The sequence below is a fragment of the Pseudomonas sp. ChxA genome, assembly GCF_030263855.1.
Classification (GTDB): Bacteria; Pseudomonadota; Gammaproteobacteria; order Pseudomonadales; family Pseudomonadaceae; genus Aquipseudomonas; species Aquipseudomonas fluorescens_CB.
In genome coordinates this window covers 5,120,649-5,140,608 of sequence record NZ_JARPMK010000001.1, presented here as the reverse complement: position 1 = coordinate 5,140,608, position 19,960 = coordinate 5,120,649, and the positions used below count along the sequence as shown (strand labels likewise).

The following is a 19,960-nucleotide window of genomic DNA, read 5'->3' as shown; positions in this document are numbered from 1 at the left end:
CATCCACAGGGAATCCCTCTCTAAATTCCGATTCAGTAGTGTGGTATTTCCTGAAATGAAAGTGTTGAAAAGCCAGGACATCCTGGCGTTAGGCTTTATGACTTTTGCCCTGTTCGTGGGCGCCGGCAACATCATCTTCCCGCCTATCGTTGGTTTGCAGTCCGGGCCTCACGTCTGGATGGCAGCGCTGGGCTTCCTGATCACCGCAGTCGGTTTGCCGGTGGTCACCGTGATCGCGCTGGCCAAAGTCGGCGGCGGCATGGACGCATTGAGCAGCCCGATCGGCAAGATCGCCGGTGGCTTGCTGGCGGCGGCGGCGTACCTGGCGGTAGGCCCGCTGTTCGCCACCCCGCGCACCGCGACCGTTTCGTTTGAAGTCGGCCTGGCACCGCTGACAGGCGAGAGCCCGCTGGCGCTGTTCCTCTACAGCTCGGTGTATTTCCTGCTGGTGTTCTTCATTTCCCTGTACCCAGGGCGTCTGCTGGACACCGTAGGGCGTTTCCTCGCACCGTTGAAGATCATCGCCCTGGCCGTGCTGGGCATCGCTGCGTTTGCCTTGCCGGCCGGCGATGTCGGTGTCGCCACCCCGGAATACGTCGCTGCACCGTTCTCACAGGGCTTTATCAATGGTTACCTGACCATGGATACCCTCGGCGCGTTGGTATTCGGCATCGTCATCGTCAACGCGATTCGCTCCCGTGGTGTTGAGTCGCCAACGCTGATCACTCGCTATGCGATTATTGCCGGGCTGATTGCCGGCGTGGGCCTGGCGCTGGTGTACATCAGCCTGTTCCGCCTGGGTTCGGGCAGCCACGCGGTGGCGGCCGGTGCCAGCAATGGCGCAGCCGTGCTGCACGCCTACGTGCAACACACCTTCGGCTCCCTGGGCAGTGGCTTCCTCGCCGTGCTGATCTCCCTGGCGTGCCTGGTCACCGCCGTGGGCCTGACCTGCGCTTGTGCCGAGTACTTCAGCAAAGTGCTGCCACTGTCTTACAAGACGCTGGTGGTGATCCTGGCGCTGTTCTCGCTGTTCGTGTCCAACCTGGGCCTGACCAAGCTGATTGCCTTCTCGATCCCGGTGCTCACCGCGATCTACCCGCCGTGCATCGTGCTGGTGGCCCTGAGCTTCTGCAAAGACTTCTGGCAGGAGCAGGGCCGCATTGTTGGCCCGGTGATGCTGGTGTCGTTCATCTTTGGTTGCATCGATGCGCTTAAAGGCGCTGGCTTTGCCGATTGGATGCCTGCGCAGTTGGGGCACCTGCCGCTGAGCGAGCAAGGTTTGGCCTGGCTGGTGCCATCGGTGATTACGCTGGGGGTGGCGGTAGTGGTTGACCGTATGCTCGGCAAGCGTAGCGAAGCCATCGCCTGACCCACGGTTTCACGCTGTACTGAAATGCCCCGTATCAATCGATACGGGGCATTTTTTATGCCTGCAAGACCACAACGCTCTAAAGTTGGAGTTCGCTCAATGTGGGAGCTGGCTTGCCTGCGATGGCGTCGGTTCAGTCAGTGCTGTGTCGCCTGATCCACCGCCATCTCAGGCAAGCCAGCTCCCACATGTTTAACCGTGTTTATCTTTAATCATCGTATACAAGGCCCTGCATGTCGTTCATCGAAACCAATCAAATCCACCTGCTGGCCGCCTTCTGGTTTGCCCTGTGCTGGGGTGGCTACACCCGCTATGCCAGTTGGAAAGCCCGAGACACCGCCTGCCTCGCCAGCGTGCTGCACCTGTATCGCGAAGACTGGATGCGCCGCATGCTGTTGCGCGATAACCGGATTGCCGACGCCAGTGTGATCGGTAACCTGGAGCGCAACGCCTCGTTCTTCGCGTCCAGTACGTTGATCATTCTCGCCGGTATTCTTACTGTGCTTGGCGCGTCAGAACGGGCGGTATCCTTGCTGGCAGACATTCCCATGGTGCAGCAGGTTTCCCAGGGCATGTCGGAAATCAAGCTGCTGTGCCTGGCACTGGTGTTCGTCTACGCGTTCTTCACGTTCAGTTGGTGCATGCGCCAATACAACTTTGCCGCCGTGCTGGTGGGCTCGGCGCCGATGATCGGTGAGCGGCATGTGTCGGAGCAGGAACGCAAAGCGTTTGCCCTGCGGGCGGCGCGGGTGATTTCGATGGCGGCCAACCAGTTCAACTTTGGCCTGCGGGCGTATTACTTCGGCATGACCATGCTGGCCTGGTTTGTCAGCCCCTGGTTGTTCATGTTGATGAGCACTGGGGTGGTGCTGGTGCTGTATCGCCGCGAGTTTCATTCCGACGTACTGCAGGTGATGGTTTATACGCCGACCGATATGCCGGTGGCGGAGCCGGCTAAAGACGCAGTGTCTTAACTGGACGCACCGGTGTTAGTCCGGCTTTTATTAAACCGCAGACAAAGAAAAGCCCGATCTATAAGCGGGCTTTCTTTTTGCAGCAAAGACCAGGCTATTAAGGCTTGGCAGGTGCTGTTGGAGTAGCGGTGCCGTCTTCTTTGGCTTTTTCAGCGTTCGCATCAGCCTGAGCTTTGGCAGCATCGGCGTTTTCTTTTGCAGCGTCGTTCACTTTATCCTGTGCTTTGGCCATGTCTTTCTGAGCTTGCTCAGCATGCGATTGAGCATCTTGGGCTTTGTCTTCGGATTTCTTATCGCAGGCAGCGAGACCGAGGGCAGCGGCCAACATCATGGAAATAGCTAAAGTCTTGCGCATGGGGTGTTTCTCCTTATGGATATATCTACTGGCCTTTCGAGCTTAGACCGCCAGCATTAGTTCCTTTTGTTTCAAAGATATATAAAACACCGTCACCCAGGAACTTTTGCGCCCACACCCGTACCGTGAAAACCCACACTAATAAGAGTCTGCACACATGACCGAAAACCCCCTTTTAGAGCGTGCTACACGCTTTGTGTCGGCTCTGCGCCATTGTCAGGTGCTGGGCATCATCGTGCATGCCGCCAGCCAGGAGGGCATGACGCTGGCCCTGCCTTACGGCCTGCATATCGTCGGCGACCCTCAGACCGGCGTGATTCACGGCGGCGCGCTGACCTCATTGATGGACACCGCCTGCGGCATGGCCACGCTGTGCGTGCTGCCGGAATTCGAGGTGTGCCCGACCCTGGATTTGCGCGTCGACTACATGCATCCCGCCGAGCCGCATAAGCCGGTGTATGGCTTTGCACAATGCTACCGGGTGACCACCGACGTGATCTTCACCCGCGGCTTTGCCTACCAGGATGATCCTCAGCAACCCATCGCCCATGTGGTGGGCACCTTCATGCGCATGGGCAAGCGCCTCAAGGGCACGCAAGGACTCGGCAATTCGATCAAGGGAGACCAGGCATGACGCACCGATTCAAGACCCGCCTCGAACAGGCCCATGAGCGCGGTGACTATGAGGCGCTGCTCAACCTGGTGCCCTACGCCAAGCTGATCGGCATTGAATGCTCAAAGCTGGGGGATGAACTGCTGTTTCGCCTGCCGGCCAACAAGGACAACATTGGTAACCCGATATTGCCAGCGCTGCACGGCGGTGTGATCGCAGGTTTTATGGAGCTGTCGGCGGCGTTACATTTGCTGGTATTTACCGGCGCGCCGGGCTTGCCGAAAATCATCGATTTTTCCCTGGATTACCTGCGCGCCGGGCAGTTTCGCGACACCTACGCCAAATGCCAGGTGTGGCGCCAAGGCCGACGGGTGGCGAATGTGGCGATCACCGCCTGGCAAAGCACCGCAGCCGAGCCGATTGCCACCGCCCGCGCACATTTCAAAATTGAGGAATTGGTGCGCCCTTGAAATTCTGGTCTTAGCCCCCAACTTTGATGACAACCCGCCGCCAACCCTTTTGGGCGCGGCCACTGCCATCCAATTGGAGTTTGATGACCATGAGTGTGGAAACTCAAAAGGAAACCCTGGGCTTCCAGACCGAGGTGAAGCAACTGCTGCACCTCATGATCCATTCGCTGTATTCCAACAAGGAAATCTTCCTTCGCGAATTGATCTCGAACGCCTCTGACGCTGTCGACAAATTACGTTTCGAAGCCCTGTCCAAGCCTGAGTTGCTGGAAGGTGGCGCCGAACTGAAAATCCGTGTGAGCTTCGACAAGGACGCCAAGACCGTCACCCTCGAAGACAACGGCATCGGCATGAGCCGTGAAGACGCGATTACCCATCTGGGTACTATCGCCAAATCCGGTACCGCAGACTTCATGAAGAACCTGTCGGGCGACCAGAAGAAAGATTCGCACCTGATCGGCCAGTTCGGCGTGGGCTTCTACTCGGCCTTCATCGTCGCCGACAAGGTTGAAGTGTTCAGCCGCCGTGCCGGCCTTGACGCCAGCGAAGGCGTGCACTGGGCCTCCAAAGGTGAGGGCGAGTTTGAAATCGCCACTATCGACAAGGCTGATCGTGGCACGCGTATCGTGCTGCATCTCAAAGCTGCTGAAGATGAATTCGCCGACGGCTACCGCCTGCGCAATATCATCAAGAAATACTCCGACCACATCGCTTTGCCGATCGAACTGCCGAAAGAACAAGCGGCTGTCGAGGGTGAAGAAAAACCTGCCCAGGAATGGGAAGTGGTCAACCGTGCCAGCGCCTTGTGGACCCGCCCTCGTACCGAAGTCAAAGACGAGGAATACCAGGAGTTCTACAAGCACATCGCGCACGACTACGAGAACCCGCTGAGCTGGAGCCACAACAAGGTCGAAGGCAAGCTGGAATACAGCTCGCTGCTCTACGTCCCGGCCCGCGCTCCGTTCGACCTGTACCAGCGTGAAGCGCCTAAAGGCCTGAAGCTATACGTGCAGCGCGTGTTCGTGATGGACCAGGCGGAATCGTTCCTGCCGCTGTACCTGCGTTTCATCAAAGGTGTGGTCGACTCCAACGACCTGTCGCTGAACGTGTCGCGGGAAATCCTGCAGAAAGACCCGATCATCGACTCGATGAAGTCGGCGCTGACCAAGCGCGTGCTCGACATGCTCGAAAAACTGGCGAAGAACGAGCCTGAGCAATACAAGGGCTTCTGGAAAAACTTTGGCCAGGTCATGAAAGAAGGCCCGGCAGAAGATTTCGCCAACAAGGAAAAAATCGCTGGCCTGCTGCGTTTCGCCTCGACTCAGGGTGACGACGGCGAGCAGGTTGTGTCGCTGGCCGAGTACCTGGCACGCGCCAAGGAAGGTCAGGACAAGATCTACTACCTGACCGGCGAAACCTACGCCCAGGTCAAGAACAGCCCGCACCTGGAAGTCTTCCGCAAGAAAGGCATCGAAGTGCTGCTGTTGACCGACCGTATCGACGAGTGGCTGATGAGCTACCTCAGCGAGTTCGACGGCAAGACCTTCGTCGACGTGGCCCGTGGTGACCTGGACCTGGGTAACCTGGACTCCGAAGAAGAGAAGAAGGAAGCCGAAGAGGTCGCCAAGGCTAAAGAAGGCCTGGTTGAGCGGATCAAGACTGCGCTGGGCGATGCCGTCAGCGAAGTGCGGGTTTCCCACCGTCTGACCGATTCCCCGGCGATTCTGGCCATCGGCGAGCAGGACCTGGGCATGCAGATGCGTCAGATCCTCGAAGCCAGCGGTCAGAAGGTGCCGGATTCCAAGCCGATCTTCGAATTCAACCCGGCTCACCCGCTGATCGAGAAACTCGATGGCGAGCAGAGCGAAGAGCGTTTTGGCGACCTGTCGCACATCCTCTTCGACCAGGCAGCCCTGGCCGCCGGTGACAGCCTCAAAGACCCGGCCGCTTACGTGCGCCGCCTGAACAAGCTGTTGGTTGAACTGTCGGTTTAACACCGTTGTAGAAAAACCCGCTTCGGCGGGTTTTTTCGTTCTAACGCACCTCAACTGGAGTAAATGATGAGCCAAGTCACTGTACGTTCCGTGGTCTATCAGATTGATGGCCAGTCTTATGAAAGCCGCCTGGCGTTCGACGCCAGCCACAAGGGGCCGCTGCCGGGCCTGCTGATGGCGCCGAACTGGATGGGTGTGAGTGCGGGTGCCGAGGAAATCGCCAAGAGCGTGGCCAGCAAAGGTTACGTGGTGTTGATCGCCGACCTGTACGGGCAAACTGTGCGCCCGACGAATGGCGATGAAGCCGGCGCTGCGATGATGCCGTTGAAGAATGACAACCCTGTGCTGCTCAAGCGCATGCAGGCGGCTTTTGAGCAATTGCAGAGCCAGACAGAAGCGGCGGTTGATACCTCGAAGCTGGCGACCTTCGGTTTCTGCTTTGGCGGTTTCTGCTCGCTGGAACTGGCACGTACCGGTGCGCCGTTGAAGGCTGCCGTGTCGTTCCACGGCACCATCGACACACAAAACCCGGCCGGTGCAAAGCACGTCAAGGGTTCGGTGCTGGTGCTGCACGGCGCCTCCGATCCATTGGTGCCAAAAGAGCAACTGCCGGCGTTTGAGCAAGAAATGAACGCCGCCGGTGTGGATTGGCAGTTGCTGAGCTACGGCGGTGCGGTGCATTCCTTTACTGACCCGCATGCCAATGTGCCGGGCAAGATGATGTACGACGCGAAGACGGCCAAGCGTGCGTTCCAGTCGATGCATAACTTGCTGGATGAAGTGTTCAAGGGCTAAAGCTTTAGCGCCTGTTCCGGCCTCATCGCAGGCAAGCCAGCTCCCACACTTTGAACTGTGAAAACAGTCGACATGTGGGAGCTGGCTTGCCTGCGATAGCTATCTGACCGGCAACTCGATTCTTTCTGATTCACCCGGCACCGTCGGCCAATCCCCGGCCGCCCAACGCTGCCTGGCCTGTTCAATCACCGCCGGATCGCTCGCGACAAAATTCCAATTGATCCGCCGTGGCCCATCCAGCGGCGCGCCGCCGAACACCACCACGTGGCAATCGCTTTCGGCAAACAAGGTCATTTCCAGCCCGCTTGGCAACACCACCAGGCTATGCGCCTCCACTGTCTCACCGTCCAACTGCACCTCGCCGTCCAGCACATACACTGCGCGTTCCTCATGCTCATCCGGGATCAGCAGCGTCGTGGCCGTGTGCATCTGCACCTCGGCGTACAGCGTAGGCGATAGCACCGGCACCGGCGATTTAAGGCAGAAGCCTGAGCCTGCGATCAGGCGAATCTGCACGCCCAGGTTGTCGCTCACCGGCAGGCTTGCCGCCGGGTGATGGCTGTAGTGGCCCGGCCCGGTTTCATGGTCCTTGGGCGAGGCCAGCCACACCTGCAGGCCGTGCAGGCTGAAACCACTGGCCTTGAGGGCTTCGGGCGTGCGCTCGACGTGGGCAATTGCGCTGCCGGCGGTCATCCAGCTGACGTCGCCGGCTTGCACCACTTGGTCCGAGCCCAGGCTGTCCTTGTGCTGCAAGGCGCCTTCGAACAGATAGGTGAGGGTGGATAGCCCGATATGCGGGTGCTGGCGGATATTCATGCCGGTGCCGGGTGCATAGCGGGTCGACAACATATGGTCGAAAAACACAAAAGGCCCGACGCTGCGGCATTCGCGTGACGGCAGTGGTCGCAGGATCGGCTGGCCTTCGACGTCTTCGACGCGCGGGCGGATCATGGTAAGGGTGGTCATGGGGCGTCCCTGTCTGAGCGGGTTAGATAGCCTGAGCATAACCCGCTCGACGGGAGGTTGGCGCTATTGGCTGAAAGCGCCTTCGGCGAGCTTGGTCTCGATGCTGACTTCGGCGGTGGTCATCAGCTTGTGTACCGGGCACTTATCGGCGACGCGATGCAGCTCTTCGCGCTGTGCGTCGGTGAGTACGCCCTTGAGCGTCAGCTTGACGTTGAGCTTGTATTTGCCTTTTTGCTCCTCGGTGCTGTCGTGGGTGACTTCCACGGTGACGCCAGTGAGCGGGATGTCTTTTTTCTGCGCGTAGAGCTTCACGGTCAGCGCCTTGCACGAGGCCAGGGCGGCGTCGAAATAATCGTGGGGCGAGGGCGCCGAGTCGTCACCGCCCAGGCTTTTGGGCAGGTCGGTGAACAGCTCGTGGTTGTTGATGTTCACGCTATGGCGAAAGTTATCGTGGTTCAGGGTATTGACGGTAACAGGCATGGCAAACCTCACGAGGGCAGGAAAAGGTCATGCAGTTATAGAGCATGCTGGCACCTCAGTGTTCCGCGTTTTTTCCAATGGCTGTTCGCGCGATTGCAATGCGCGTTGATATCGCGTTTTCGTCTTACGCAAACCGAGCAAAGGGCCGATACCTTTCAGGAGACCTGCTGCAGGTGGATGCAGCGCATTCGGAAGGAATCCTGGCATGAGTATCCGTAGTTTGAATATCGCCCCGCGCGCGGGCTTAGGCTTTGGTGTGCTGGCGTTGATGGTGTTTGCCCTGGGCGGCTTCGCCCTGCTGCAAATGGCCAATATGCGCCAGCAGTCCGACCAGGTGGAGAACAACTGGCTGCCCAGCGTGATGGCGGTGGGGGAGATGAGCCAGGACCTGCTGCGGGTGCGTGCCCTCACCTTGCGCCTGCTGGTCAATCGCGACCCGCAGGCGCTGGCGCAAAACGAGCAGAAACTCACCGACCTGAAAAACGGCCTGCACCGGGCGCAGGCGCTCTACGAAGGGCTGATCGTGCTGCCCGAAGAGCGTGCACTGTTTGATCGCTTCAAGAACCAGGAACAGCAATACCTGCAACGCCAGGAGCAGGTGATGGCGTTTTCCAAGGCCAACCAGTTGGAGGACGCGATCAGGATCGTCAACGGTGAGATGAATCAACTGGCCGATGAGTTGGCCGCGACCTTGCACGACCTGGTCGCCTTGAACAAGGCCAGTGCCAACCAGGCCGCGAACCTGGCGCAGAGCGTATTCACGCAATCGCGTACGTGGGTGGTCGGCATGATCGTGCTCACGGCAATGATCACCATTGGCCTGGCGGTCTGGCTGACCCGCAGCATCGTGCTGCCGTTGGCGCAGTCGCTGAAAGTCGCCCAGGGCGTAGCGGGCGGCGACCTCACCGGAGAGATCAACGTAACCGGCAACGATGAGCCCGCGCGCTTGCAGCAGGCGCTCAAGGGCATGCAGGAAAACCTGCGCGACACCATCCGACGGATTGCCGAGTCTTCGAACCAATTGGCTTCGGCTTCTGAAGAGCTCAGTTGCGTGACTGAAGACGCGACCCGTGGCTTGCACCAGCAGAACCAGGAAATCGAACAGGCTGCCACGGCGGTCAACCAGATGACCGCAGCGGTGGAGGAGGTGGCGAGCAATGCGGTGGCCACGTCCCAGGCCTCCCGCGAGTCTGATCGTATTGCCCAGCATGGGCGCGAGCAGGTGCATCAGACGGTGGTGTCGATCGAAGCGCTGGCCGATGACGTCACCTCCAATGCGACCCAGGTCGAGGACCTGGCGCAGAAGGTCTATGGCATCAGCAAGGTGCTGGATGTGATTCGCTCGATTGCCGAGCAGACCAACTTGCTGGCGCTGAATGCCGCGATTGAGGCGGCACGCGCAGGCGATGCCGGGCGTGGCTTTGCGGTGGTGGCCGATGAGGTGCGGGCCTTGGCCCATCGCACGCAGCAGTCGACCCAGGAAATCGAGTTGATGATCAGCGGGATCCAGCAAGGCACCGATCAAGCTGTCAGTTCGATGCAGCAGAGCAATACGCGGGCGCGCTCTACGTTGGATATCGCCAAGTCGGCGGGCACGGCGTTGGAGGAGATTGCGTCGGCCTTTACCTTGATCAACGAGCGCAACTTGGTGATTGCGAGTGCCTCGGAGCAGCAGGCGGCGGTGGCGCGGGAGGTGGATCGCAATTTGATGAATATTCGCGATTTGGCGCATCAGACGTCGACGGGCGCTAACCAGACCAGTGCGGCAAGCCAGGAGCTGTCACGCTTGGCGGTGGACCTGAATACCATGGTGGCGCGGTTTTCGGTGTAGGGTTTGAGACCTGGGTGAGGCTGTTGCAGGCATCTACATAAATATTGGCGTTTGTGGTGTTGGGGTGTTTTATCTTGGGGGGGCATATCCGTTATTTAGGTGATGGCTGAGTAGGGTTCCGCTCTTACAGCGGGTCACTTTTGCAAGGACGCAAAAGTAACCAAAAGGTCCTCGCCCCACCACTCGGCACCTCGCTTAGGCTCGGTGTGCCCTCACTCCGGCTTGAATCCGTGGGCCGCCGCGATGGGCCATCCTTGGCCCAGCGCGGCTAACCCGGCGTCCTGCCGGGTTACCCACGGATTCAAGCCTGCGTTCGGCCATCGTGGTTAACGGGGCGTCTCAGATCAAAATCAAGATCAAGATCTACAGCACGGCGGCCTGAAAGCCGACCTGAGTGGTTGAAGCAAGAGCCAGATCAAGTGCAAGGCAAAAGCCTATCTGAATACACTGAAGAGTTGCTTTTCTGTGGGAGCTGGCTTGCCTGCGATGCAAACACCTCGGTACATCAGGTACACCGAGTTGATGCCATCGCAGGCAAGCCAGCTCCCACATTAGACCGAGTTTGGCTCTGCTGTTGCTGTTGCTGTTGCTGTTGCTGTTGCTGTTGCTCCGGCCCTTACATCCTTTTCGATGACGAAGTCAGCGGTCTTTTGATCTGCGCTTTTGATCGTGATCTTGATCTGAAATCGCCCCGTCAAACACGATGGCCGGAATCTGACAGTGATTTGGGGGGTAAACCGGCAGGGATGCCGGTTTAGCCGCGCTGGGCCAAGGATGGCCCATCGCGGCGGCCCCCCAAATCACTGTCGGATTGCGGGCATGCCGAGCCTAAGCGAGGCACCGAGTGTTGGGGCGAGGACCTTTTGGTTACTTTTGACTGGGCCGGCATTCCGGTCCTTGCAAAAGTGACCCGCTGTAAGAGCGGAACCCTACTCAGCCGTTACCGCAGCAACGGATATGCCCCCGCGCCCGACCGGCCACCCTCCAGGTCAGCCCGTTAACATTGTATAGATACCCACGCTGCGATAAGGGCGGCTCGGTCTCATTCCATTGCCCATAAAAAAGCCCCGAACCAGTCGGGGCTTTTTCAGGTGATCAACCTGCGGGGCTTACTTGCCCTGCCAGCGTTTCAGTACCAGGGTGGCGTTGGTGCCACCAAAGCCGAAGCTGTTGCTCATCACGGTATCGATTTTTGCGTTTTCAACGGTCTTGGTCAGGATCGGCATATCGGCGACGACCGGGTCGATCTCGTCGATGTTGGCCGAGCCGGCCATGAAGTTGCCTTCCATCATCAGCAGGCAGTAGATCGCTTCGTGAACGCCGGCGGCGCCCAGGGAGTGACCCGACAGGCTCTTGGTGGAGCTGATGGCCGGAGCCTTGTCACCGAATACCGCACGCACACCTTCCATTTCCTTGGCATCGCCGACCGGAGTCGAAGTGCCGTGGGTGTTCAGGTAGTCGATTGGGGTGTCGACGGTGGACATGGCCATCTGCATGCAACGGATGGCGCCTTCGCCGCTTGGCGCAACCATGTCGTAGCCGTCGGAAGTAGCGCCGTAGCCGACGATTTCCGCGTAGATTTTTGCACCACGGGCCAGAGCGTGTTCCAGCTCCTCGACCACCACCATGCCGCCACCGCCAGCGATGACGAAACCGTCACGCTTGGCGTCGTAGGCGCGGGAGGCCTTTTCCGGGGTTTCGTTGTACTGGGTGGACAGCGCGCCCATGGCGTCGAACAGGAACGACTGGCTCCAATGTTCTTCTTCGCCGCCGCCGGCGAAGACGATGTCCTGCTTGCCCAATTGGATCTGCTCAACCGCAGTACCGATGCAGTGAGCACTGGTGGCGCAGGCGGAGGAGATCGAGTAGTTCACGCCCTTGATCGCAAACGGTGTGGCCAGGCAGGCCGAAACGGTGCTGCCCATGGTCCGTGTTACACGGTACGGGCCAACGCGCTTCACGCCTTTTTCGCGCAGGATGTCCAGCGCTTCCATCTGGTTGAGGGTCGATGCGCCGCCGGAGCCGGCGATCAGGCCGGTGCGTACGTTCGAAACCTGGTCTTCGCTCAGCCCGGAGTCGGCGATGGCGTCTTTCATGGCCAGGTAGGCGTAGGCGGCAGCGTGGCCGACGAAGCGATAGATCTTGCGATCGATCAGTTCTTCGAGGGGCAGGTCGATGGAGCCGGAAACCTGGCTACGCAGACCCATTTCGGCATATTCCGGGTTGAAGCGGATGCCAGGGCGACTTGCACGCAGGTTAGCGGTGACGGTCTCTTTGTCATTGCCCAGGCAAGAAACAATGCCCAGACCAGTGATAACGACGCGGCGCATGCGGATAACCCTTAAAAGTTGTCAGTGGAAGTGAATACGCCGACCCGAAGGCCTTCGGCAGTATAGATCTCGCGACCGTCGACAGTCACCGAACCGTCGGCGATAGCGAGGTTCAGCTTGCCCTTGAGGACGCGCTTGATTTGAATGTTGTAGGTGACTTTCTTGGCGGTCGGCAGGACCTGGCCAAAGAACTTCACTTCGCCCGAACCCAGGGCACGACCGCGACCTGGCAGGCCTTGCCAGCCCAGGTAGAAGCCGACCAGTTGCCACATGGCGTCAAGGCCCAGGCAGCCCGGCATGACAGGGTCGCCTTCGAAATGGCAGGCGAAGAACCACAGGTCAGGGGTGATATCCAGCTCGGCGACCAATTCACCTTTGCCGTACTTGCCACCCTCTTCGCTGATATGGGTGATGCGATCCACCATCAGCATGTTCGGGGCGGGCAGTTGCGCGTTACCTGGGCCGAACAGCTCACCGCGACTGCAGCGCAGCAGGTCTTCCCGAGTAAAGGCGTTTTGTTTGGTCATGCGAGCTCCTCAATAATCCCATGCGGCAGGGCAGGGTAAATCTTCCCGAACCGAATGAAGCGTTCATGCCTCATACCGGCAGCCTACACATAGACTATTGCGTTGTAGTGAAAGTCACAGCGTCAAGGCACTCAATGTACACTTGTTCACTGAAATTTTAAACCGAGCCTGTTTATCGGCCCGTTTGGGTGCCTAAGACTGCCGCACTTTCGTGTTTCACGCCAGTCGGAGTTGGTTGAAGGTGCGGCACTATTGCACCCAGCGTTGTAGGATTTGTTGCAAATCCGTGCGTTTGAACGGCTTGGCCAGGTAATCGTTCATTCCGGCTGCCAGGCAGGCTTCGCGATCGCCTTGCAACGCGTTGGCCGTCAGCGCGATGATCGGCAGGTCAGCGCAGCCGGGCAGTTGGCGAATCTGGCGAGTGGCTTCGTAGCCATCAATCAACGGCAGGCGGCAATCCATCAAGATTGCGGTAAAAATCAGGCTCTCGGCGCTGCGGATCGCCTCGGCGCCGTCGGTAGCCAGGCTTACTTCAAACCCTAGGCTGCGCAACATGGCTTCGACCACGGTGCGGTTGACCGGGTTGTCCTCCACCAGCAACACATGGCGGCCATCCCCCGCGCTGGCTTTGCCCTCGGCATCCAGGGCGATCGTCGGCCCGCTGTGCTGGTCGATGGCCAGTGGAATTTCCAAGGTAAACACCGAGCCACGGCCTTCCTGGCTTTGCGCGCGCAGCGTACCGCCCATGCGTTCGGCCAGCGTGCGGGCAATGGGCAGGCCCAGGCCGGTGCCGCCGTAACGTCTTGAAATGGAACTGTCAGCCTGCTGAAACGCATCGAACATCAGCTCCAGGCGTTCGGCGGAAATCCCGATGCCGCTGTCGCGCACCGTGCAGGTGAACCACACCAGTTCATGGTCGAGGGTTTGCCAATGCGGCTCGACAGTAACGCTGCCGTGCTCGGTGAACTTGAGCGCGTTACCGATCAGGTTCACCAGAATTTGGCGGATACGCGTCGGGTCACCCTGCACGCGCAGGGCGTCCATGCCCAGCGGGATCGGCAATTCCAGGCTCAGCCCGCGCTGTTGGGCGCTGTGCTGGAAGGCCTGGGCGCAACTGCTGATCAAGTCCGCGAGGTTGAAGGGGATGTGTTCGAGCTCCAGCGCGGCGCGTTCGATACGTGAGAAGTCGAGGATGTCGTTGATGACTTTAAGCAGGTGCTCGGTGGACTCCGAAGCCAGCGCCGCGTACTCGGTCTGCTCCTCGGTCATCTCGGTGGTTTCCAGCAGTTGCAGCATGCCCAGCACGCCATTCATGGGCGTGCGCAGCTCGTGGCTCATCATCGCCAGGAAGTCCGACTTGGCATTGTTGGCCCGTTCGGCTTCTTCGCGGGTCTGGATCAACTGGGCCATGGCCTGATGCTGTTCGCGGCTGGCCTGGTTAAGGCCTTCGGCAAGGTTGTTGATGTGCCGCGACAAGTCGCCCAGCTCGGAGTCATCGACAATCGGCAGCGGCGTCTTGTAGTCGCCTTGCTGGATGGCTTTTACCGCGTGGCCCATGGCGCTGATCGGTTGCGACAGGCTGGCGGCCAGGCGCCGTGCGAGCAGGAAGGTAAACAGCAGGGCGAACAGCGCAAGAATCCCGGCCTTGAACAGAATCTCCTGCTGGCGCTGGCTGAACGCGTCGTTGGACATGCCGACGATCACCCGGCCCAGGTAATCGGCACGCGGCGCCTTGGGTTCGTTGAGGTTGTCCTGGAAAAAGTCATTGCCCAACTGGATATGCTGCAAGCGAATGGGCGCCTGGAACACTTTCACCGACAGCGAACGGTCGTGTTTCTCCGAAGGTTGCTCGACGTATACCAGGATGTTCTCAGTGCTGTCCTGAATCTCCAGAAAGCGCACATGCGGGGTGGCCAGCGTGGCACGCAGCAGGCTTTCGAGCACGTCGTTGTTACCCGAAATCACCCCGTATTCGGTGGCCGGGGCCAACTGGTTGGCGATCAACTGGCCGGTGTGGTCGAGTTCCTGGCGCAAGTCCTGGATACGCACGAAGGTAAAGAAGCTGATCAACAGCAAGGTCAGCAACAGCGCCGGGCCCAGGGTGATGAGCTGGGTGCGGGTGTTGATGTCCCAACGACGGCGCAAGGTCATGGGCGTTTTTCTCCTTCGGCCAAGCGGGCGGCGACGGCGGTTTCGTCCACCTGTTCGATCCCCAGTGAGCGCGCGACCTGCGGGTTGCCCACGACTTTGAACTGTTGCGGGTACAGGCTGCGTGGCCAGCTGGCTGGCGGATGATCCAGCAGACGGTCGAGCACCGCCAGCCAGTCGGCCTGGTCGCTGTAGGTACTGGCCAGGCTGCCGGCCTTGACGAACCCAGCGTTGGGCCCCACCAGCGGCAGTTGCTGGGCGTAGCTGCTGAGCAACAGGTTCTTCACGGTTTTCGGGTTGTACAACTGCGGGTCGTCGAGGCCGAGCAGCACGTCACTGTTCTTGAGCAGGTTTTGCAACGGGCGGCTGTCGTTGATGTTGTCCCAGCGTTGCGCCACGATTTCCAGGCCCATGGGCGCTGCATACTCGCGCAACTGCGGCAGTAGAAATTCACTGTCGGCGCCATAGAGCACACCGACGCGTTGGGCCTGCGGCAGGATGTTGGCGATCAGACTGAGCTGGCGCGCCAGCGGCGGGTCGCTCCACAACAGGCTGATTTTTGCCAGGTGGGTGGTGCCCAGGCGCTGGCGTGCTTGCAGGCGGCTGATACGCAACACCAGGGTCGGCGGGCCCTGGTCATCCTGCAGGCGCCAATCGAGGCCGGGCAAGTCCAGCAGGATCAGGCGTGTGCTGGGCGGTAACTGGCTCGGCGCGGGCAAGTCTTTGAGCGCGACAAAGCTCACGTGGTCGGCGGGGCGCTGCTGGGCGAGGGCTTGGGTAAATGCCTGAACACCAGCACCGTCTTCGGCGGCGGTCAACAGGATATCGGCGCTCCACGCCGGCGCGGTCAGCAACAGGCACACCAGCAGCAAGGCGCGCCGCCAGAGCCGAAAGATAAAGAAGGGGGTCATCCGTGACTGAGCGCCCATGTCAGAATTCCAGCTCCGCGCTGAAGTAGAGAACATGGCGACTGTCGTAGTTGTTGTCGGCCCAGGTGGTGGGCTGGTTATCGAGGCGTTGTTGCAACATGCCGGCCAGCTCCACATTGGCTTTGCCCAGGGCAATGCGCTTGGCCACCCGCAGGTCGACCCGTTCGAAGCGATATTGGTTGAGCGCATCGTCGCCATAGTAGAACAGCGCACTGGACCAGCCGTGGCCCCACTCGCGCAGCCAACCGGCCGAGCCGCTGTTGCGCGCGGTTTGCGCCTTGTCCAGCGGGTTGCTGGATTCGGCGTCGACGTAAGCATAGGTCAGGCGCAGGCGGTCGGTATTGCTCATGCGCCAATCGAACTGCGATTCGGCGCCGGTGAACCGCGCGCTGTTGGCGTTGCTGGCAATGTATTGGTTGTTGCGCAGCGGCGAGCTGATCATCTCGGTGATTTCGTCGTAGAACAGTTTCACGTCGACATTCAACCCGAAGTCGGCAAAGAAGCCGTTGTAGCCCAGCTCTCGTGAACGCATCAACTCTTTATCGAGGTTGCCGGGGCCCCGCGTTACCACAAAATATTGCCCGGAGTTCTGCCCGTAGGCCGGGGAGCTCAAATTGGTGACGCGATAGCTCCAGTTGACGTTGTTCTCGAACATGTCCGGCGAGCGAATCGCCTCGGAGTACACCGCCCGCAGGCCGTGGCGCGGGTTGATCAGGTAGTTGACCGCCACCCGCGGTGTCAGCGAGTTGCCGCTCAGGTGGGTGTCTTCGTACATGGCGCCGCCTTGCAGCAGCCAGTGCTCGCTGGCGCGCCATTCCAGGTGGCCGAACAAGCGCCAGGTGGTGTCGTCGAGGGTGCCGTTGAAGTAGGTGTCGGAGTCGGCGCGGTCGTAACGGTAGTTCATGCCGCTGACCAGGCGCAGGCTATCGGACAGGCTCAGGGTGTCTTGGATCTCCAGGTCGTAGCGGCTTTCGCGGGTGCTTTGGTCGATGTCGCCACAGACGCTCTGGTTGGCGCCGTTGCGCCACTGGTCCAGTACCTGGTTGCCCAGCGTTTGTTCGGCGGCACTGCCGGGTGGTGCGACGCCCTGGCTGTAGGTGTCCATGTGCCGCGCCAGCTGTTCGGCATAGTTGGGGTTCAACTGCCACAGCCGGGTCAGCTCCGGGCTGAACGAGACCTTGGCGTCACAGGCTTTCCAGACTTGCTGGCGGTCCCATTGCTGGGCCGAGCCCTGAATGTACAAGCTGTGTTCGGGGTTGAAATCGAAGTTCCAGCGCAAGGACCCGGCATAGTCCTTGGCGACGACATCGGAATTGGTACCGCCTTCGGTAATCCCGGCAAACACCGGCATGTAGGTATAAGGACGCTGGTTGGTGCCTTCCTTGGCGTCAAATTGCCAATCGAGACTCTGCTGCGCGTTCAGGGCCTGGCTCACCGCCAGGCTGAAGCGGTTGAGGCGGCGGCTGTCGCGCCGGTCGGCGCCGACGGCGTTGCTGTCAAAGCCATCGTCCTGCTGGCCGGACAAGGACAGGCGCAAGTCACCGGTTTCCCAACCCACGCCCTGGCTGGCGTAGTAGTCGTTGATGCCGCGCTGGCCACGGATGACTTTAATCCGCGAGCCGTGGCTGTTGGCCGGTGAGCGCGTAAGAATATTGACCACCGCCATCAGCGCGTTGGCGCCGTAGCTGACGGTGTTGGGGCCACGGAATACCTCGATGCGCTCGATATCTTCCATGGCCACCGGAATGTCGCTCCAGTCCACGGTGGCCAGGCCCGCGCGGTACACCGAACGCCCGTCGATCAACACCTGCATGCGTCGCGCGTCACTGGCGCTGGTGCCGTGGTAGTTCACCGCCGCCTGGTTGCCGGTGGTGTAGCCGACCATCATCCCCGGCACCAGCCGCAGCAGCTCGGCGATGTCGCGTGCGCCGCTGGCCTTGATCAGCTCGCTGTCGATCACCGTCATGCTGCCGGGCACGGCCGCGGCCGATTGCTTGAGGCGTGTGGCGGTCAACACTTGCGGCAGTGGCTGGCTGTCGAGGAACAGGTCATCAGCCAGCGCAGGTGTGCTGCACAGCAACATCAGCAACAGAGATGAGCGAGGAGGAGGGCCCAGATACACGGTGCAGCCTTGATAATTGCGGATAGCCGCCCATGTTAACTGAGGTGGGGCCATTTGCCAGTCGTGGGACTTGCAATTACTTCACACAATTGTGGCATTTTCCGACAAGCGCACGAATTGACGCGGGGGCTGGCCGCAAGCGGGTCGCCCCGTATAATGCCGCCATCGCCATGTAAGGATTAACGGATTGCATATGACTGAACAGCGCCCTATTGCGGTCCTGGGAGGCGGAAGTTTTGGTACCGCCGTGGCTAACCTGCTGGCTGAAAACGGCCACGCGGTGCGCCAGTGGATGCGCGATCCCGAGCAGGCCGAGGCCATTCGCGTGCATCGGGAAAACCCCCGTTACCTTAAAGGCATCAAGATTCATCCGGCAGTGGAGCCGGTCACCGACTTGTTGGCTACGCTGACCGACTGTGACCTGTGCTTTGTCGCGCTGCCATCCAGCGCCTTGCGCTCGGTGCTGGCGCCTCACGCTGAACGCCTGGCCGGCAAGCTGCTTGTCAGCCTGACCAAAGGCATTGAGGCGCACACCTTCAAGCTGATGAGCGAAATCCTTGCAGAGATCGCCCCGCAGGCGCGCATCGGCGTGCTGTCCGGGCCGAACCTGGCGCGGGAAGTCGCCGAGCACGCGCTGACCGCCACAGTGGTTGCCAGCGAAGACGAAGCACTCTGCGAACGCGTCCAGGCCGTGCTGCATGGCCGCACCTTCCGCGTCTACGCCAGTGGCGACCGCTTCGGCGTCGAACTGGGCGGTGCGTTGAAAAACGTCTACGCGATCATCGCCGGTATGGCCGTGGCGCTGGGCATGGGCGAGAACACCAAGAGCATGCTGATTACCCGCGCGCTGGCGGAAATGACCCGTTTTGCCGTGAACCAGGGCGCCAACCCGATGACCTTCCTCGGTCTGGCCGGCGTGGGCGACTTGATCGTGACCTGCTCGTCGCCCAAAAGCCGCAACTATCAAGTCGGTTTCGCCCTCGGCCAGGGCCTGAGCCTGGAAGATGCGGTCACGCGCCTGGGCGAAGTCGCCGAAGGCGTCAACACCCTCAAGGTATTGAAGGCCAAGGCCCAGGAAGTCGGTGTGTATATGCCACTGGTCGCCGGGCTGCACGCGATCCTGTTTGAAGGGCGCACCTTGAACCAGGTGATCGAGTTGCTGATGCGCGCCGAGCCCAAAACCGACGTCGACTTTATTTCCACCAGCGGTTTCAACTGAGGAACGCGCACATGAACGATCCGAAAGACAGCCCAAAATACGAGTCCATCCTGCTGCGCATCCTGTGGATGCTGGTGTTTGCCCTGGTGTGGCAAGTGGCGCAGTTCCTGCTCGGAGCGCTGGTGGTGGTGCAACTGATTTATCGCCTGATCTATGGCGCGCCGAACCTGGGCCTGATGAACTTTGGCGACAGCCTCAGCCAGTTCCTGGCGCAGATCGGCCGTTTCGGCAGCTTTCACACCGAGCAGAAACCCTGGCCGTTTGCCGATTGGCCAACCCCACGCGCCCCCGAAGGCGAAGCCGCCCACAGCGTGCCGCCCGCGCCGCACCCGGCGCGAGATGAGGAGCCAAAGCTGTGAAGCTATGGATTTTGCGTCACGGTGAAGCCGAAGGGCATGCGCGTACCGACGCCGAGCGCAACCTCACCGAGCATGGCCGTGGCGAAGTCTTGCGCAGTGCCGCGCACCTGATTGGCCAGCCCATCAGTGCCATTATCGCCAGCCCTTATGTGCGCGCGCAGCAGACCGCGCAGTTGGTGCGTGACGCGCTGGGGTTTGAGCCGCAGATCCGCACCGTGCCGTGGCTGACACCCGACGGCAACCCGCTGCAAGTGCTGGAAAAGCTCGACACCGATGACAACGTACTGCTGGTCAGCCACCAACCCTTGGTTGGCAGCCTGATCAGCTTTTTGCAGCATGGCCACCAGCGCCAGCCGGAGCCGATGCACACTGCCAGCCTGGCGGAGCTGGAAGGCGATTTTCCGCTGGCGGGGCTGATGAGCCTGGTCAGTGTGAAGCATCCGTAGCAAAAGCAATCGCGACTTTGTGTGCTATATAGT

At 60.2% G+C, this 19,960-nt stretch carries 18 protein-coding genes and 1 pseudogene; 11 read left to right on the top strand and 8 right to left on the bottom strand.

Annotated features, from left to right (window positions below):
• Positions 1 to 55 precede the first annotated feature (55 nt).
• Both brnQ and P5706_RS22970 read left to right on the top strand, forming a co-directional pair.
• Positions 56 to 1,369, top strand: a complete 1,314-nt coding sequence (brnQ, locus tag P5706_RS22975; protein ID WP_285681993.1) for a branched-chain amino acid transport system II carrier protein — start codon at positions 56 to 58, stop codon at positions 1,367 to 1,369.
• 233 nt (positions 1,370 to 1,602) lie between these two features.
• Positions 1,603 to 2,343, top strand: coding sequence for a DUF599 domain-containing protein (locus tag P5706_RS22970; protein ID WP_200433556.1), 741 nt, complete (start codon positions 1,603 to 1,605; stop codon positions 2,341 to 2,343).
• Positions 2,344 to 2,440: 97 nt separating this feature from the next.
• Here P5706_RS22970 and P5706_RS22965 read toward each other — a convergent pair whose 3' ends face one another.
• Positions 2,441 to 2,698, bottom strand: a complete 258-nt coding sequence (locus P5706_RS22965) for a hypothetical protein (protein WP_056859728.1) — start codon at positions 2,696 to 2,698, stop codon at positions 2,441 to 2,443.
• A gap of 157 nt (positions 2,699 to 2,855) precedes the next feature.
• Between P5706_RS22965 and P5706_RS22960 the strand changes: the two genes are divergently transcribed.
• The 4 genes from P5706_RS22960 to P5706_RS22945 all read left to right on the top strand — a co-directional run bounded on the left by P5706_RS22960 (position 2,856) and on the right by P5706_RS22945 (position 6,570).
• The gene (locus P5706_RS22960) at positions 2,856 to 3,332 is read left to right on the top strand and encodes a PaaI family thioesterase (protein ID WP_285681990.1); all 477 of its coding nucleotides are present in this window, start codon (positions 2,856 to 2,858) and stop codon (positions 3,330 to 3,332) included.
• On the top strand, positions 3,329 to 3,781 hold the full coding sequence (locus P5706_RS22955) for a PaaI family thioesterase (protein WP_285681988.1): 453 nt from the start codon (positions 3,329 to 3,331) through the stop codon (positions 3,779 to 3,781). Before P5706_RS22960 ends, P5706_RS22955 begins: the two co-directional genes overlap by 4 nt.
• 89 nt (positions 3,782 to 3,870) lie before the next feature.
• On the top strand, positions 3,871 to 5,775 hold the full coding sequence (gene htpG, locus P5706_RS22950; RefSeq protein WP_138816029.1) for a molecular chaperone HtpG: 1,905 nt from the start codon (positions 3,871 to 3,873) through the stop codon (positions 5,773 to 5,775).
• 66 nt (positions 5,776 to 5,841) lie between these two features.
• Positions 5,842 to 6,570: a dienelactone hydrolase family protein gene (locus tag P5706_RS22945; protein WP_200433559.1), complete on the top strand. Its 729-nt coding sequence runs from the start codon at positions 5,842 to 5,844 to the stop codon at positions 6,568 to 6,570.
• Between the two features lie 99 nt (positions 6,571 to 6,669).
• Here P5706_RS22945 and P5706_RS22940 read toward each other — a convergent pair whose 3' ends face one another.
• Together P5706_RS22940 and P5706_RS22935 are read right to left on the bottom strand one after the other, a co-directional pair.
• A complete protein-coding gene (locus P5706_RS22940; protein ID WP_285681985.1) occupies positions 6,670 to 7,536 on the bottom strand; it encodes a pirin family protein in 867 nt (288 codons plus the stop codon).
• A gap of 63 nt (positions 7,537 to 7,599) precedes the next feature.
• Positions 7,600 to 8,016, bottom strand: a complete 417-nt coding sequence (locus P5706_RS22935; protein WP_200433561.1) for an OsmC family protein — start codon at positions 8,014 to 8,016, stop codon at positions 7,600 to 7,602.
• Between the two features lie 205 nt (positions 8,017 to 8,221).
• On the opposite strand from P5706_RS22935, the pseudogene P5706_RS37260 reads away from it, so the two are divergent.
• Both P5706_RS37260 and P5706_RS37255 read left to right on the top strand, forming a co-directional pair.
• Positions 8,222 to 8,992: pseudogene (locus tag P5706_RS37260) on the top strand (MCP four helix bundle domain-containing protein); the annotation flags it as partial.
• Complete coding sequence (locus tag P5706_RS37255) at positions 8,984 to 9,847, top strand: methyl-accepting chemotaxis protein (protein ID WP_425540635.1); 864 nt, start codon at positions 8,984 to 8,986, stop codon at positions 9,845 to 9,847. The pseudogene P5706_RS37260 and the gene P5706_RS37255, both read left to right, overlap by 9 nt.
• A 1,109-nt stretch (positions 9,848 to 10,956) precedes the next feature.
• On the opposite strand, the gene fabB is transcribed toward P5706_RS37255, so the two are convergent.
• The 5 genes from fabB to P5706_RS22905 all read right to left on the bottom strand — a co-directional run bounded on the left by fabB (position 10,957) and on the right by P5706_RS22905 (position 17,903).
• The gene (fabB, locus tag P5706_RS22925) at positions 10,957 to 12,177 is read right to left on the bottom strand and encodes a beta-ketoacyl-ACP synthase I (protein WP_012723103.1); all 1,221 of its coding nucleotides are present in this window, start codon (positions 12,175 to 12,177) and stop codon (positions 10,957 to 10,959) included.
• A gap of 11 nt (positions 12,178 to 12,188) precedes the next feature.
• Entirely contained in the window at positions 12,189 to 12,704 is a 516-nt protein-coding gene (gene fabA / locus P5706_RS22920) for a 3-hydroxyacyl-[acyl-carrier-protein] dehydratase FabA (protein ID WP_003210552.1), read from the bottom strand.
• Positions 12,705 to 12,953: 249 nt separating this feature from the next.
• Positions 12,954 to 14,855: an ATP-binding protein gene (locus P5706_RS22915; protein ID WP_200434260.1), complete on the bottom strand. Its 1,902-nt coding sequence runs from the start codon at positions 14,853 to 14,855 to the stop codon at positions 12,954 to 12,956.
• Positions 14,852 to 15,781 (bottom strand): ABC transporter substrate-binding protein, encoded by a 930-nt coding sequence (locus P5706_RS22910; protein WP_285681974.1) that lies wholly within the window; start codon positions 15,779 to 15,781, stop codon positions 14,852 to 14,854. The genes P5706_RS22915 and P5706_RS22910 overlap by 4 nt, the downstream gene beginning before the upstream one ends.
• 1 nt (position 15,782) lies before the next feature.
• The gene (locus P5706_RS22905; RefSeq protein WP_352231415.1) at positions 15,783 to 17,903 is read right to left on the bottom strand and encodes a TonB-dependent receptor plug domain-containing protein; all 2,121 of its coding nucleotides are present in this window, start codon (positions 17,901 to 17,903) and stop codon (positions 15,783 to 15,785) included.
• Between the two features lie 193 nt (positions 17,904 to 18,096).
• On the opposite strand from P5706_RS22905, the gene P5706_RS22900 reads away from it, so the two are divergent.
• The 3 genes from P5706_RS22900 to sixA are packed head-to-tail and all read left to right on the top strand — an operon-like array spanning position 18,097 to position 19,927.
• Complete coding sequence (locus P5706_RS22900) at positions 18,097 to 19,122, top strand: NAD(P)H-dependent glycerol-3-phosphate dehydrogenase (RefSeq protein ID WP_200434258.1); 1,026 nt, start codon at positions 18,097 to 18,099, stop codon at positions 19,120 to 19,122.
• Positions 19,123 to 19,133: 11 nt separating this feature from the next.
• Positions 19,134 to 19,481, top strand: a complete 348-nt coding sequence (locus P5706_RS22895; RefSeq protein WP_200434257.1) for a DUF4389 domain-containing protein — start codon at positions 19,134 to 19,136, stop codon at positions 19,479 to 19,481.
• Positions 19,478 to 19,927 carry a phosphohistidine phosphatase SixA gene (gene sixA / locus P5706_RS22890; RefSeq protein WP_176991173.1) on the top strand — a complete coding sequence of 150 codons (450 nt, stop codon included), beginning with the start codon at positions 19,478 to 19,480 and terminating at the stop codon, positions 19,925 to 19,927. Before P5706_RS22895 ends, sixA begins: the two co-directional genes overlap by 4 nt.
• Positions 19,928 to 19,960 lie beyond the last annotated feature (33 nt).

Bases quoted from the DNA above. Each gene is read 5' to 3' on its own strand.
- P5706_RS22910 (WP_285681974.1), bottom strand. From the start codon at position 15,781: ATGGGCGCTCAGTCACGGATGACCCCCTTCTTTATCTTTCGGCTCTGG.
- brnQ (WP_285681993.1), top strand. From the start codon at position 56: ATGAAAGTGTTGAAAAGCCAGGACATCCTGGCGTTAGGCTTTATGACT.
- P5706_RS22955 (WP_285681988.1), top strand. From the start codon at position 3,329: ATGACGCACCGATTCAAGACCCGCCTCGAACAGGCCCATGAGCGCGGT.
- P5706_RS22960 (WP_285681990.1), top strand. From the start codon at position 2,856: ATGACCGAAAACCCCCTTTTAGAGCGTGCTACACGCTTTGTGTCGGCT.
- fabB (WP_012723103.1), bottom strand. From the start codon at position 12,177: ATGCGCCGCGTCGTTATCACTGGTCTGGGCATTGTTTCTTGCCTGGGC.
- P5706_RS22935 (WP_200433561.1), bottom strand. From the start codon at position 8,016: ATGCCTGTTACCGTCAATACCCTGAACCACGATAACTTTCGCCATAGC.
- P5706_RS22965 (WP_056859728.1), bottom strand. From the start codon at position 2,698: ATGCGCAAGACTTTAGCTATTTCCATGATGTTGGCCGCTGCCCTCGGT.
- htpG (WP_138816029.1), top strand. From the start codon at position 3,871: ATGAGTGTGGAAACTCAAAAGGAAACCCTGGGCTTCCAGACCGAGGTG.
- P5706_RS22915 (WP_200434260.1), bottom strand. From the start codon at position 14,855: ATGACCTTGCGCCGTCGTTGGGACATCAACACCCGCACCCAGCTCATC.
- fabA (WP_003210552.1), bottom strand. From the start codon at position 12,704: ATGACCAAACAAAACGCCTTTACTCGGGAAGACCTGCTGCGCTGCAGT.
- P5706_RS22940 (WP_285681985.1), bottom strand. From the start codon at position 7,536: ATGACCACCCTTACCATGATCCGCCCGCGCGTCGAAGACGTCGAAGGC.
- P5706_RS22895 (WP_200434257.1), top strand. From the start codon at position 19,134: ATGAACGATCCGAAAGACAGCCCAAAATACGAGTCCATCCTGCTGCGC.
- P5706_RS37255 (WP_425540635.1), top strand. From the start codon at position 8,984: ATGCAGGAAAACCTGCGCGACACCATCCGACGGATTGCCGAGTCTTCG.
- P5706_RS22900 (WP_200434258.1), top strand. From the start codon at position 18,097: ATGACTGAACAGCGCCCTATTGCGGTCCTGGGAGGCGGAAGTTTTGGT.
- P5706_RS22970 (WP_200433556.1), top strand. From the start codon at position 1,603: ATGTCGTTCATCGAAACCAATCAAATCCACCTGCTGGCCGCCTTCTGG.
- P5706_RS22945 (WP_200433559.1), top strand. From the start codon at position 5,842: ATGAGCCAAGTCACTGTACGTTCCGTGGTCTATCAGATTGATGGCCAG.